This is a genomic window from Azobacteroides sp. (SeqCode) (assembly GCF_055395615.1).
Map to the genome: position 1 here is coordinate 177,864 of NZ_AP014701.1, position 14,874 is coordinate 192,737.

General features: G+C 29.0%; 12 protein-coding genes and 1 tRNA gene. 6 read left to right on the forward strand and 7 right to left on the reverse strand.

Features of this window, described 5'->3' with window-relative positions:
• Positions 1 to 36 precede the first annotated feature (36 nt).
• From ACZ5QM_RS00825 to ACZ5QM_RS00835, 3 genes are all read left to right on the forward strand, one after another.
• Positions 37 to 408, forward strand: a complete 372-nt coding sequence (locus ACZ5QM_RS00825; protein ID WP_464182983.1) for a TraR/DksA family transcriptional regulator — start codon at positions 37 to 39, stop codon at positions 406 to 408.
• Positions 405 to 1,025 carry a lipoprotein signal peptidase gene (locus tag ACZ5QM_RS00830; protein ID WP_464182984.1) on the forward strand — a complete coding sequence of 207 codons (621 nt, stop codon included), beginning with the start codon at positions 405 to 407 and terminating at the stop codon, positions 1,023 to 1,025. The genes ACZ5QM_RS00825 and ACZ5QM_RS00830 overlap by 4 nt, the downstream gene beginning before the upstream one ends.
• Before the next feature lie 133 nt (positions 1,026 to 1,158).
• The gene (locus ACZ5QM_RS00835) at positions 1,159 to 2,835 is read left to right on the forward strand and encodes a peptide MFS transporter (protein WP_464182985.1); all 1,677 of its coding nucleotides are present in this window, start codon (positions 1,159 to 1,161) and stop codon (positions 2,833 to 2,835) included.
• Between the two features lie 21 nt (positions 2,836 to 2,856).
• Here ACZ5QM_RS00835 and ACZ5QM_RS00840 read toward each other — a convergent pair whose 3' ends face one another.
• A complete protein-coding gene (locus tag ACZ5QM_RS00840) occupies positions 2,857 to 3,327 on the reverse strand; it encodes a type I restriction enzyme HsdR N-terminal domain-containing protein (protein WP_464182986.1) in 471 nt (156 codons plus the stop codon).
• Positions 3,328 to 3,396: 69 nt separating this feature from the next.
• Here ACZ5QM_RS00840 and holA point away from each other — a divergent pair, with 69 nt between their 5' ends.
• On the forward strand, positions 3,397 to 4,413 hold the full coding sequence (holA, locus tag ACZ5QM_RS00845; RefSeq protein WP_464203023.1) for a DNA polymerase III subunit delta: 1,017 nt from the start codon (positions 3,397 to 3,399) through the stop codon (positions 4,411 to 4,413).
• A 201-nt stretch (positions 4,414 to 4,614) separates the two neighbouring features.
• Here holA and ACZ5QM_RS00850 read toward each other — a convergent pair.
• The 5 genes from ACZ5QM_RS00850 to ACZ5QM_RS00870 all read right to left on the reverse strand — a co-directional run bounded on the left by ACZ5QM_RS00850 (position 4,615) and on the right by ACZ5QM_RS00870 (position 9,879).
• A tRNA-Lys gene (locus tag ACZ5QM_RS00850) sits at positions 4,615 to 4,687 on the reverse strand.
• 78 nt (positions 4,688 to 4,765) lie between these two features.
• Entirely contained in the window at positions 4,766 to 6,253 is a 1,488-nt protein-coding gene (locus tag ACZ5QM_RS00855) for a lipopolysaccharide biosynthesis protein (RefSeq protein ID WP_464182988.1), read from the reverse strand.
• Between the two features lie 1,078 nt (positions 6,254 to 7,331).
• On the reverse strand, positions 7,332 to 8,933 hold the full coding sequence (locus tag ACZ5QM_RS00860; protein ID WP_464182989.1) for an NADH-quinone oxidoreductase subunit D: 1,602 nt from the start codon (positions 8,931 to 8,933) through the stop codon (positions 7,332 to 7,334).
• Complete coding sequence (locus ACZ5QM_RS00865) at positions 8,930 to 9,535, reverse strand: NADH-quinone oxidoreductase subunit B (protein ID WP_464182991.1); 606 nt, start codon at positions 9,533 to 9,535, stop codon at positions 8,930 to 8,932. Before ACZ5QM_RS00865 ends, ACZ5QM_RS00860 begins: the two co-directional genes overlap by 4 nt.
• Complete coding sequence (locus tag ACZ5QM_RS00870) at positions 9,526 to 9,879, reverse strand: NADH-quinone oxidoreductase subunit A (RefSeq protein ID WP_464182992.1); 354 nt, start codon at positions 9,877 to 9,879, stop codon at positions 9,526 to 9,528. Before ACZ5QM_RS00870 ends, ACZ5QM_RS00865 begins: the two co-directional genes overlap by 10 nt.
• A 174-nt stretch (positions 9,880 to 10,053) precedes the next feature.
• On the opposite strand from ACZ5QM_RS00870, the gene ACZ5QM_RS00875 reads away from it, so the two are divergent.
• Together ACZ5QM_RS00875 and ACZ5QM_RS00880 are read left to right on the forward strand one after the other, a co-directional pair.
• On the forward strand, positions 10,054 to 12,069 hold the full coding sequence (locus ACZ5QM_RS00875) for an alpha amylase C-terminal domain-containing protein (protein ID WP_464182994.1): 2,016 nt from the start codon (positions 10,054 to 10,056) through the stop codon (positions 12,067 to 12,069).
• An 893-nt stretch (positions 12,070 to 12,962) separates the two neighbouring features.
• Positions 12,963 to 13,787 carry a TrmH family RNA methyltransferase gene (locus ACZ5QM_RS00880; protein WP_464182996.1) on the forward strand — a complete coding sequence of 275 codons (825 nt, stop codon included), beginning with the start codon at positions 12,963 to 12,965 and terminating at the stop codon, positions 13,785 to 13,787.
• 147 nt (positions 13,788 to 13,934) lie between these two features.
• Here ACZ5QM_RS00880 and ACZ5QM_RS00885 read toward each other — a convergent pair whose 3' ends face one another.
• On the reverse strand, positions 13,935 to 14,822 hold the full coding sequence (locus ACZ5QM_RS00885; RefSeq protein ID WP_464182997.1) for a tyrosine-type recombinase/integrase: 888 nt from the start codon (positions 14,820 to 14,822) through the stop codon (positions 13,935 to 13,937).
• Positions 14,823 to 14,874 lie beyond the last annotated feature (52 nt).

Sequence of the window (14,874 nt, forward strand, 5' to 3'; positions counted from 1 at the left end):
AAATCCTATTTTTGGGAGAATTTAAATCCAAGTATTATGAATAGGGAAAAAAAATATTCAGATGAAGAATTGGAAGAATTTCGTACTCTAATATTAGAGAAATTAAAGATGGCAGAACGAGACTATAATTTACTAAAATCTACTGCAATAGATAGAGATGAAAACGAGGATATAGATTCATCTCCCGTGTACAAAACCTTAGAAGAAGGTGGAGCTGCTCTATCCAGAGAGGAAACTAGTCGCTTGGCACAAAGACAACTACAATTTATTCAAAGCTTAAAATCTGCTTTAAAACGTATAGATAATAAAACTTATGGTATATGTCGTATTACGGGACAGTTAATTCCTAAAGAACGGTTGCGTGCTGTACCTCACGCAACACTGAGTATTGAAGCAAAAAAGAAATGATTATTAAAAGATTTTGGGTAATTATTTTTGTGGTATTCATTCTTTTATCAGATCAAGTTGTCAAAATTTGGATAAAAACTCATTTTTTTTTGTATGAAGATAGATGTGTTGCCAATTGGTTTCATGTTCAATTTGTAGAAAATAATGGTATGGCTATGGGAATAGATATACTAGATAAAATGTTTTTATCTATTTTTCGTATCATTGCTTCCATTGGATTTTTTTTCTATCTGCGTCTACTCATAAAGAGAGATTTTAATTTGGGATATGTTCTTTGTATATCTATGCTCTTTACTGGATCAATTGGAAATATTGTAGATAGTGTTTTTTATGGGGTTATCTTTAGCGATAGTACTCCTCAGATTATGTCTACTCTTTTTCCATCTAAGGGATACTCAACTTGGTTATACGGAAAAGTAGTAGACATGTTTTATTTTCCTCTGTTCAAATTTATCCTGCCAGCATGGATACCTTTTGTTGGAGGAAATAAATTTGTATTTTTTCCTTATGTCTTTAATTTGGCAGATACTTTTATTAGCATAGGAGTTGCTGTTCTATTACTATTTTATCGAAACACATTTTCTATAAGTTTTAAAAAAATTCATAATAAAAATTAATTTTCATTTAATTTGACTTCTCAATAAATAATGACCGGCGATTATCTACACACCTGTTAAATACTATTCAGTATACGATTCTAAAATCGTATAATAATTTTTATCTTTACAAAAAAAATATTAACTCTTTTTTATGTTTAAAACCCACCCAATAGGTTTATATACTTTGGCCCTAACAAATACCTGTGAACGTTTTGGTCATTATACCATGCTTGCTGTTCTTACGTTATTTTTACAAGTAAAATTTGGACTTACAGCCGCTTATACTGCGACTATACTAGGTATTTTTCTGGGTGTTGTTTATTTTACACCTCTACTTGGAGGAATTTTGGCTGATAAACGATGGGGTTATAGAAAGACAATAAAATTTGGGATTTTTATTATGTTCAGTGGATATTTTCTACTTGCTTTTTGTGTTAAAATATTCGTTCAAGAGTGTATTGTTTTAATGTCAGTATTCCTAGCACTTTTAACAATTTCTATTGGAATAGGACTTTTTAAAGGTAATCTTCAAGTTTTGGTAGGTAATCTCTACGATTCTCCAGAACGACAATCTCAAAGAAATAATGCGTTTAGTATCTATTACATGGCTCTTAATATTGGTACTCTTTTTGCTCCTACTGTTGCTGAAAAAATAACAAACTTTGTTCTCATCAAAAATAGATTATCCTACGATGCAAAAATTCCAACTTTGACTCATCAATTTCTTAATAAAACAATTAATGCTCAAGGTATATCTGAGCTTACCAACTTAGCATCATTGCAGCAAGTTAAAATAACAGATTTAACTGCTTTTAGTCATTTTTACATAAATAGATTATCAGAATCATACAACTCTGTATTTTGGATGGCTTGTTTTATTCATATTATCTTAATGCTCATTTATCTTTTTTTTAGAAAAACCTACGAACCTGTAAATTTTTATAAAAAAAAATCCACTCTTAATTTAGAAAAAACAAAAAAAATGTTTACTCCAAAAAAAATTAAAGAAAAAATTGTCACACTTATTCAGGTTTATCTTATAGTTATATTTTTTTGGATGTCATTTGACCAAAATTGGCTTACACTGACCTTTTTTGCACGAGATTATACAGCAAGCAGCGTAGTAGGACTAGATCGTATCGAATTTGATGTAATTAGTCTCTCATTAATCGTATTTACGATATATAGTTTATTTGGTATTTTTCAATCTAAAAATAGAAAGGGGAAATGGATTTATGGAATCATATTAATAATAGCTATTATTTTTATTTTTATTGAATATAATTATATAAAACCAGTTATTCCAATTAGTCCAGAACTTTTCCAACAATTCAATCCATTCTTTGTAATAATATTAACTCCGGTTTTTGTGTATATATTTAATTTCTTAACAAAAAAAGGAAAGGAACCTTCTGCTCCATGTAAAATAGGAATTGGCATGCTTGCTGCTTCATTAGGATATATAATCCTAACTATAGGTTCTATTAGCTTAAAAACTCCTATCGAATTAGAAAGTTTAGGAGGAGTAAGCGATAATTTAGTATCACCAAATTGGTTGATACTAACATATTTTATTCTTACTTCTGCCGAATTGTTATTAAGTCCAGTAGCTATTTCTTTTGTATCAAAAGTAGCCCCCCCTCAATACAAAGGAATAATGATGGGAGGTTGGTTCGTATCCACAGCTATTGGAGGATATTTAGTTTCTCTTATTGGTTATTTATGGGGCAGTATACACTTATGGAAAGTTTGGGGAATACTGGCAATTTGCTGCTTACTTTCAGCTTTTTATACTTTTTCTATTTTACAAAAAATGGAAAAAGTATAAAAATGAATTTGTAAATAAAATTTACAAATTTTGACTTGTTTTTTTGTGCAAATCATAGTATTCTGGTATTTCCTTTATAAAAACGTATTTCCCCTGTTCGCTTACGTTATAGCAATAGTGCTGTAACCCATTGCTAACAATTAGCCAAGGTACTTTCAAACTCATATTATAGCGAATAATTTGTTCAAAACATTTCTTTGTAAGAATTACAAAAGGTGATTTATATTCAACAATCATTTGAGCGTGAAATAAACAATCATAAAGAATTGTATCGCATCGACAATTCAATTTCCCTAACTTAATACAAATCTCATTCGCTAATAACCCCTCTGGATAGTGCTTATAACTAATAAAATAGTTAACAAAATGTTGTCGTACCCATTCTTCTGGAGTTAAACGGACATATTGTTTTCGCAAACGATCAAAAACATATTCTTTATTTCCTTGTTCTCTTATATTTAAATTGGCAGGTGGAAGATTTAGTTCGTACATAATTCAGTTTTTATTTAATTTTGATCATTATACTGTAATAATTACGGAAATCCAAAAATAATTACAATAATGTCAAAAAATATGAATTTCAAAACGATAGAAAATACTATACGAACGAAACAGTTTGTGCCTATATATCTTTTTCAAGGAGAAGAAAGTTATTATATAGATTTATTAACTAATTTATTGATACAATCAGTTTTAGAAAAAACAGAAAAAGATTTTAATCAAACCATTGTTTATGGAATGGAAACAGACGTTGCAAGTATTATTAATATTTGTCAAAGGTATCCTATAATGGCAAAACACCAATTAGTAATTATAAAAGAAGCACAAATGTTGAAAAACATAAACGACTTGCTCTATTATGTTAAAAATCCACTCTATTCTACAATACTTGTCATCAACTACAAGTATGGGAAACTAAATGGGAAAAAGAAACTTGTAGATGAAATAGACAAAGTAGGTATTGTTTTTGAATCAAAAAAAATATACGAAGATAAAATTCCTGATTTCATTATTAATTATTTGAAAAAGGAAAAAATTGAAATTGATTTTCAAATGGCAAAATTTCTTGCGGATTGCTTAGGCAATTATTTAAGTAAAATAGTAAAAGAATTAGATAAACTGTCCATTATTCTCCCCCTTAATCAAAAAAAAATTACAGCCGAAATAATAGAAAAAAACATTGGAATCAGCAAAGATTTTAATATTTTTGAATTACAAAAAGCTATTGCTACAAAAAATATATTAAAAGCTAATCGTATCGCTTTTTACTTCGAGCAAAATCCAAAAAGAAATCCCCTAATACTCACTTTAACTGTATTATTCGGGTTTTTTGCTAATTTGATGATTTGTCAATACGAAAAAGACCAATCAAAAGAACACATTATGCAAATTTTAGGATTTAAATGGGACTTTCAAATAACTGATTATATGCAAGCAATGAAACATTACACATCAACTAAAATAATGAATAATATATCGTTAATACGAGAATATGATGCTAAAGTAAAAGCTGTAAAAAAATCTTCTATAAATCAAAATAAATTGTTAATAGAACTCCTTTATAAATTAATGCATTAAATTTATAAAGGAGTTCTATTAACAATTTCAAGAAACAGACTCTAAATTGGATTGATAGAAGCTAGAAAATAAACAATCACAAAATACATAGAAAAGAAATTAGTTATCCACCTTTTAAAAGAGCAAAAAAACAATCTCCATTTATTAATTAATTAGTGAAAAAAAATCTCATTAATTAATAATAGAAAATTCAATTTCTTGTGATCCATCTGGGGCTCGAACCCAGGACCCCATCCTTAAAAGGGATGTGCTCTACCTACTGAGCTAATGAATCTTACATAGAGTACCTCATAAAGGTATATTATTTTTTAGATTGTGCAAACGAAAGTTAGAGAGAAATTTATATCAAGTGTTAAATAAAATGTTTGACAAAACGTATATCTTTTAAAGATAAATCTCTTTTTATCACAACAATCAAATAAATAATTATCAAAACTGTATTAAATACAAGATGAAAGCACCCATTACATATCGGAGTAAAACATGAAACAGTATACAAAATTACTGCAAGACAAGTGTAAAGTCCTATAGATTTAAAATCATATCGAATAGGATAGTATTTTTGTCCAATAAAATACGAAACAAACATAATAAATCCATCTCCTATAAATCCTGCCCATGCACAGGCTCGATAGCTATATCTAGGAATAAAAAGAATATTAATAACAACAAGTAATACAAAAGCAGTAGTAGAAAAAATAGCCCCCCAATATGTCTTATCCACTAATTTATACCACACAGAAAGATTAAAATAAATAGCAAAAAATAATTCACTCAATAAAACAATAGGAACAATTTTTAAAGCTCTAAAATATTCAGGGGCAATCAGATATTTAATTATATCAAGATAAAACACAACTCCTAAAAAAACTAGTAACCCTAAAATGATAAAATATTTCATTACACCAGCATACAACTCTTTAGCATCTTTTCCCCTACTTTTTTCAAAAAAAAAGGGTTCATATGCATATCGAAACGCTTGAGTAAACATCATCATTATAAGTGCTATCTTAAAACAAGCACTATAAACACCTAATTCATCAAACATTGGCCAATCACCAGTATAAAATACTGGAAATATCAATTTATCCACTACATTACTACTTACTCCAGTGATTCCCATAATCATCAAAGGGAAACAATAACGAAACATCTCTTTTGCTAAGTTTGAATCAAATTTATATTTAAATCCAATTAATTCTGATAAAAGACAAAGTAACTCAATAGATGTTGCCAATAAGTTAGCAACAAAAACATACCCTAATCTAAACTCATCTTTCCAAAACCATGTAATTAAGGAAGGATTGTATTTATTTATCCTTGGACAAATTAAAAGAAATAAAATACAAAAAGCCGTATAAAGTACAACGTTTAATACCTTTAATATTCCGAATTTTAAGGCTTTTTTTTTATATCGTAAATAAGCGAACGGAATTGCACTAAAAGCATCCATACTTAATATAATAATAACCATACGGATATATATATCCGGTATTTCACTATTCCATAAATAAATTTTCAAAAAAGAAAGAAAACTTAAAAAGCAAATTAAAAATATTAATACAGTAGAACTAACAACAATAAGAGTAGTAGAATAAACCGTAACAAGTAAATACTTATCAGTTTGGTTAGCAAAACGAAAAAAACCAGTCTCCATTCCAAACGTAAGAATAACAATAATTAACGCAGCATATGCATAAAGATTAGTCATCATACCAAAGTCGTTCTTGGTAAGGGTATAAGTAAAAAGAACAGTAAGTAACCAACTCATCATTTTTGATGCTATAGTACTCCCTCCATAGATAAAACTATCCTTTACTAGGGATTTTGTTCTAGACATAATATTATATCAACTATCTGTAATTTGTTTAGATTAAGTACACTTTATACATAGCTTTTAAAAAAAATATTACAACACTTCCTGATATTTCTTATCAATTAAAACAAAAAACAACCATTTATAACTACATATATTAATAAATAAAAAACAAATTATTTAATTATATCTTCCCCATTTTTTAACTTTTCAATATGCAGTTGAGATTTATTTTTACTATTTAGTGTAACAATTACCTCCGTTTTCGGCACTATTATAATACAATCTCTTATTATCTTATACACTTATATTCCATTATTATTGTCGTATTTGTTTTAAATACTAATTCTACTACCTTAACTATATCTACAAAAACAATTTGTATTATCTCAAAAAAATCCGAAAATTTTCCAAAACAAACTTTTATATTACTCATTTATACTTTCTTTTTTGTGAATGAATTCTATAACAGAACTAAACTTATCAAATAAGTTCAACAATTCAAATACAGATTTTTATAAATACAAATTATCTATCGAATTATCAAGAATATCCATTTATTTTGTTATAATTAAGATAGATATGCTATAACTCTTTGCATTAAGACATATTCATAACAAATAACAGCAATAAAATTGATAAAAACTTTTTCATAAATTTTACTAAGTAGTTTCATCTATAAAGTGTTATTATTATCAATAGTAAATACTACGCTCCTCCAATATCTCACTGTAATCATTTTTGTACATCTACTTCATTTGTTTAATTCTATTAACATGTCCTCATTTTTCATCTTAAACACAACGAAGATTGGCATTAACTAACGGCATTTTTTCACAATTTCTTTTCTCTCAATCAATCACTAATATAAGAACTGAAATCTATCAGGATACACATCATTCAGCAAAAATATCAATTAAATTAATACTTTATTCATACTATTTGTGATATGTAAGTATAAGAATAATAGCATAATATCAATTCTTAAAATCAGAAACTAAATACATGTATTTAGTTTCTGATTCAGTTTCTATTCATCATAATGAATTCTATGATTGAAACACTGTCTTACTATTTTTTTTACCACCAAATAATCATCCTCTTACCGATCAATACAGGGAACAACATAATCTAAAGAACCACCAAGCATAACTAAATCTGCCACTTTTGTACCTACAGCAATGATTTTTAAAGTATTTACTAAAGTCATACAAGGAGAACGGAACTTAACACGATAAGGATACTTCCCCCCTTTACTATGAATAAATATGTCAAATTCACCTCTTGATCCTTCTACTCTCTGATGAAATTCTCCTTCAGGAAGCTTAACAATAGATTTTGTTTTTACAGCATAAGCACCGCCTGGCATACTATCTATCAATTGCTCTATAATTTTTAATGATTCTTCTATTTCGTCCAAACGAATAATATAACGATCAAAAGTTAATCCATCCGTACGAAGTATTTCTTTAAATTCAATACATTTATAAGCTGCATACGGTTCTATATTACGAATATCATTACTCCAACCAGAAGCTCGTCCTGTGGGACCGGTTGCTCCCAATGAAATAGCCTGTTCTTTACTCAAATAACCTACATCCTGCATACGTCCCCTTACTATTGGATTATCTGTAAATAAAAGGTGATGTTCCTTCAACATTTTGCGCATATAAAGAATAAATTCCTTAACCTTACGTTGAAAATTTGGGTGAATATCATTCACTACACCACCAATTATACTATAATTAGCCATTAAACGACCACCGCAGGTTTCTTCAAAAATATCCATAATCTTTTCTCTGTCTCGCATCCCGTAGACAAAAGCTGTAATTGACCCCATATCCATTGCCATACACCCCCATCCTAATAAATGAGAAGCAATACGAGTCAATTCATCAATAATAGTTCGAATGTAATGCGCTCGTTCAGGGATTTCCAATTCTAACCCTCTTTCCACAACCAAACACATCCCATGACGATTGATAGTCCCGGAAAGGTAATCCAAACGTTCTGTCAAATGCAACATTTGAGAATAAGTATAAGATTCACAAATTTTTTCAATGCCACGATGGATATAACCAAAGTTTGGATCTACTTTTTTAATAATTTCACCATCCAACGCAATACGAAGATGAAGTACCCCATGTGTAGCCGGATGTTGAGGTCCAAAATTTACCACATAGTCTCCCTTTTCAAAAACACTACTATTTTCTCCTACCTTTTCCATAATATCCAGCTTCTCATTAAAAAGAGGAATGGAATTTATCTCTAAACTAGCATCATAATCTTTCCGCAAAGGATAACCTTTCCAGTCCTGACGCAAAAATAAACGACGCATATCCATATTATTTACAAATCGGATACCTAAAAAATCATAAATTTCTCTCTCATACAATCCCGCTGATTGCCACAAGTCGCAAATAGAATCAATTTGTGGATTTTCTCTATTACTCGTATAAGTTTTTAATACAACTATATAAGTAGGAAATTGAGTAGAAGATAAATAATAAATAACTCCCAAACTATCCAAATAATCTATTCCAATAATATCCATTAAAAAATTAAATGATAATTTATCATTATACTTTAATGAAAGAGCTGTTTGTCTAAGTTTTTCTTTTAACGTTGAGACAGTATAAGTTTTACCAACCATTTTTTCTATAGTAACAGGAAGCCTCAGCAATAATTCATCAATAATTTTCACTGTTTACCTCCCTTCAAGACACTGTTTAGTTCTGGATGAGGTTGTTTTGGCAGTTTAAAAAAAATCTGTACTTTAATTTTACGTGCCAATTGCATCATACCATAAATCATAGCATTGGGACAAGGAGGACAACCAGGAATATATACATCTACAGGAATAATTTTATCTATTCCCATAACCGTATGATAAGAATTTTTAAATGGACCACCACCAATTGCACAACTACCAAAAGCCATAACATATTTAGGTTCAGCCATTTGATCGTATAAACGCCTCAATACAGGAGCCATTTTATAAACAATAGTACCACAACAAAAAATCACATCTGCTTGACGCGGACTATTACGTGTAATCTCCCAACCAAAACGAGCAAAATCATAACGAGCAGAGCCTAAACACATAAACTCTATACCACAACAACTTGTTGCAAAAGTCAGCGGCCATACCGAATTGGAACGCCCCCAGTTTATTAAGTTTATTAATTTAGTTATAACAACATTAACACCATTCTCCTGTAATTCTTTTAGGTACTTTTCAAGGTATTCATTATCCTCAAAATCTCCAGTTTTCATATTTCGGATATAAATATCTTTTACTTCCATTGCAAAGCTCCTTTCTTCCAGGAATAAACCAAGCCAAATACTAAAACGATAAAAAAGAATGCCATACAAAATAAACCTCTTATTCCTAAATCTCTTAAGACACTTGCCCAAGGGAACAATAATACGGTTTCCACATCAAACACTAAATATAAAATTGCAAAAAGGTAATAACCTACATTAAATTGAGACCATGAACTTCCTCTTGTAGGAACCCCACATTCATATGATTCTCCCTTTGCTGAATTGATAGATTTTGGAGATAGCAACCATGCAAGGAACAAAGCTGTTACTACCATAAAAATAGCTGTCAACAAAACAACTACAAATAAAGCAGAATTAGTCATAACTTAGCAATATTATTATATTGATACATAGCCAATTAATATATAAAACCCTGATTTTCAAATTTACAACTCATTTTTTATAAAAACAAAGCGAATATTTCTCTTTATTTAAAAAGCCATACGAAAATATTATATTTATGTATATAGATTGAATCTACTTGTAATATTAAGTTTATGGAACTTCTTAAAGTTATTAAAAACGATGCTTGGCTTAGACCCTATAAAAAAGTGATAGAAGGTCGTTATGAGTATTTCCTTCGAAGAGAAAAGGAACTGACAAATAACTATAGAATGACTCTTAGTGACTTTGCATCAGGGTATCTATATTTTGGATTACATCATACATCCTCAGGTTGGGTATTTAGAGAATGGGCTCCAAATGCTACAAAAATTTACTTAATAGGTAATTTCAATGATTGGAAAGAAAAAGAAAAATATCAACTTAAAAGATTAGAAAACGGAATATGGGAACTTCACTTGCCAAAAAATAAGCTCCAACATAAAGACCTTTATAAACTAAAATTATATTGGAAAAATGAAGTAGGTGAACGTATTCCAGCTTGGACAAAACTTGTCATTCAAGACAAAAAAAACAATATTTTTAATGCCCAAATATGGGAACCTAATAATCCCTATCAGTTCAAAAATAAATTTTTCCAACTAAAAACCACTCCTTTGTTAATTTATGAGTGTCATATCGGTATGGCAACTGAGAATGAAAAAGTCGGAACTTATAAAGAATTTATAAAAAATGTCCTTCCTCGAGTCAAAACAAATGGATACAATACTATCCAAATTATGGCAATACAAGAACACCCTTTTTATGCTTCATTTGGATACCATGTGTCAAATTTTTTTGCTACTTCTTCGCGTTTTGGTACTCCAGATGATTTAAAAAGACTAATTGATACAGCTCATTCTATGAATATAGCTGTAATCATGGACATTGTTCATTCTCATTCGACAAAAAACGAGATGGAAGGATTAGGGAGATTTGATGGCTCTTACAATCAATATTTTCATCAGGGAGAAAGAAGAAAACATCCTATTTGGGATTCTCTTTGTTTTAATTATAGAAGAAATGAAGTTTTGCACTTTCTATTATCCAATTGCAAGTTTTGGTTAGAAGAATATCATTTTGATGGATTTCGTTTTGATGGAGTAACTTCTATGCTATATAAAAATCATGGGTTAGGAGAAACAATTACTAGCTATGATGATTATTATAATCATAATCAAGATGAAGATGCTATTTGTTACCTCACACTTGCCAATCGTTTAATACATGAAGTCAATAAACATGCCATTACTATTGCTGAAGAAATGAGCGGAATGCCCGGGTTATCCGTTAAAGTAAATCATGGAGGATACGGATTTGACTATCGCTTGGCAATGAATATTTCAGATTATTGGATTAAGTTAATCAAAGAGAAGAAAGACCAAGATTGGCATCCTTTGGACATATGGTTGGAATTAACTAATCGTCGAATAGATGAAAAAACTATCAGTTATGCAGAAAGCCATGATCAAGCATTAGTAGGAGACAAAACAATAATTTTTCGATTGATAGATGCAGAAATGTATACTGGAATGAGTAAAATATATAAAGTGGATTCTTTAGTGATAAATAGAGGGATGTCCCTTCATAAAATGATCCGATTAATTACGGCATCTACCATATGCGGTGGTTATTTGAATTTCATGGGAAATGAATTTGGACATCCTGAGTGGATAGATTTTCCTCGTCAAGGAAATGGTTGGTCATACAAATATGCACGCAGACAATGGCATTTAGCTGACGATAACAATTTGAAATATAAATATCTAGGAAATTTTGATAGAGCTATGATTCTTCTGATTAGCAATATAGAAAACTTTCAAGCAATTCCACTTCAAAAAATATGGGATAATGAGTATGATCAAATATTAGCCTTCTCTCGTAATGACATGGTTTTTGTATTTAATTTCAATCCTGTTCAATCGTTTACAGATTATGGTTTTTTGGTAGTACCATATAAATACAAAATAATCCTTAATACTGATTCTCTCATATTTGGAGGATTCGGTTTGATAGATGATACAATTGAATATTTTACTACTTATGATGAATTCTATAAAAAAGAAAAGAAAGAATGGTTAAGACTATACTTACCGGCAAGAACAGCCGTAGTACTTAAACGAATAAAATAGGAATAAATAAAAAACTAAATCATTAGTAATAAAGTAAAACTTTTTTATACCATGATGAATGCTACTACTTGCGATAGTACTTACATTTTAAGATTCATTAACCCAATATAATGAAATATATGATATTATAGAATATATGGTGTATAGGGTCATATAAACATAAGCATTATTTACAAGTATACAATTAATTAATCTGGAAAATTTTTATTTTATTGCTTTAGCTGAATTAATACATAAAGGCATTTCCTAATTCAGTTCTAATTTAGGAAGAAAACTTCATACTTTTTTAGTGTTGATGAGCTGAAAAAAGCAATTATTGTAAAGTTTTAACATAATCAATTAACAATTAACTTTAATTGATTATTGTGTTTATCAGAGAATGAGAGTTCTTTATACTCTATTAGGTCTTCAAAAAGTAAAGAGAGACAAATTAACTCATTTTAGTAAATGAGTACAATTTCTCAGTTCATGTTTGTGTACTAATACAGTATCTCTAATATAGTATATTCTCAAAGAATATATCCTAAAATAGGAAAAACAAAAAGAAAACGAGTAATTTTGTTTTTTTGACTAAAAATACTTACTAGAAAACACAACAAATGTGAATACTGAAAAATCAACTTGAAGAGTTATTTTCTTTTGGTTTATCCGAAAATACTTATGTCTGTTTTTACAGTTTTATAAGGCAACAAAAAATCATGTTTATTACAAAGTATATGGTGTAAGGTATATAAATTTGACATGGAATATATACAAAGTACACGAAATATCGATCGAGAAGAAACTGTCTTCATTTTAAATATTTTTCTCATTGATATAATCACAATATTGTAATACAAATTACAATGTTACGGCGGCTATGTCAATGCTTTTATAACATCATATAATTTATTATGAAATTTACAAACAACAAAACATCAAAAATTATCATAAGTACGCAAAATCCTATCATTAAGAATATTCGAAAATTGAGAATAAAAGCATACGAACGGAGGCTACAGAAACTTTTCATTGTTGAAGGTGCTCGTGAACTTAGTCTGGCTTTATCCGGCAAATATGTACTAGATACAGTATATATTTGCTTCGAATTATTTGAAAAATCTAATTATTCCAAAATAATTAATATCATTCCTTCAAGTATAGTTTATAAAGTCAATAGAGCTGTTTTTAACAAAATTGCTTGTCGAGAAAATTTTCAAGGAATATTAGCATTAGCTAAACCTAAACTTCATTTACTAACAGACTTGAATTTATCAAACAATCCTTTTATTATAGTATTAGAGTCAATAGAAAAACCAGGTAACCTTGGAGCTATTCTCCGAACAGCTAAAGCTGCAAAAATTGATGCAACGATAATTTGTAATCCTTCTATTGATATTTATAATCCGAATGTTATTCGTTCAAGCATAGGATGCTTATTTACTACTCCAATTGCTGTTACTACAAATGAAGAAGCATTTACTTATCTGAAGAATAAATCTATTCAAATACTTGCTGCCGAACTTACTGCTTTCAAATGGCACTACAACACAAATTTTACTTCTTCTTCAGCAATTGTAATAGGGTCAGAAGCTACTGGTCTTACTGATTTTTGGTTAAATAATGCTCATCAACGAATTAAAATACCGATGCAAGGGGGTACAGATTCATTGAATACTTCAGTTGCCACTGCAATCATTACATTCGAAGCTATACGTCAAAGAAACTCTTTTTTGTAAAAAAAAATCTCATTATAGAAATGATACTTAAGAATGTACTATTTAGTATTTTATACTACACAATTGTCATCATGATTTTCTCAAAATATCGTATTTTTTGTATAAAGCATAATCAAGAGTAAATTTTATAAAAACTTTCTTATATTTCTAAGCTCTTGGATGAGCTTGACAATATATCTTTTTTAGTTCATCAAAAGCTATATGAGTGTAAATCTCAGTAGAAGCAAGACTGGAGTGTCCTAATAATTCCTTAATTGTATTCAAGTCAGCTCCATTGTTTAACATACTTGTCGCAAACGTATGTCTCAATATATGAGGACTTCTTTTAGATAAATTTGGAACATTAAGTAACCTTTTTTTAACGATATAATATATGATAGTACGATTCAATGGACGACCATTTTTTTGCACAAAAAATGCTGGGTTCTCTAGATTTTTAATTATCCTATCTCTAACAGTTTGATAAGATTTTAAAACCTCTTTTAATATTTTTGAAAATGGAATTAATCGCTGCTTATTTTGCTTCCCAGTTACTTTTATCAAATTTGATCCAAAATCAATATCTTCATCTTTTAATCCTGCTAACTCCGTACAACGAATACCTGTTGTATAAAAAACTTCCAAAATTGTCTTATCTCTTCTACCTTCAAAACTCCTTTCTTTCGATAAATTTGACAACAAATTATTCATTTCTTTGTCTCTAACAAAATGAGGAAGCATTTTGTTAGTTTTTACTCTTATAATAGTCTTGATAGGATTAATTTCTATCTGTTTTTTTTGATACAGATACTTAAAAAATGATTTTAACGAACTCAATTTTCTATTAATAGAGCAAGGAGAATATTTTTCTTTCATTAAAAAAACAATCCATCGGCGAACAATACATGTATCAATAGTTTGTAGATTAAATACTTTTTCATCTAAAAAAAATCGTCTAAACTGCAATAAATCATTCTCATATGCTTCTAATGTGCAAATAGAATATCTTTTTTCATATTTCAAATATTGTAAAAATTGTATCAATTGATTATCCATAATTTAAATCAATAAATATGTTTCTGAAAACAGAAATAAAAAATAAGTTATT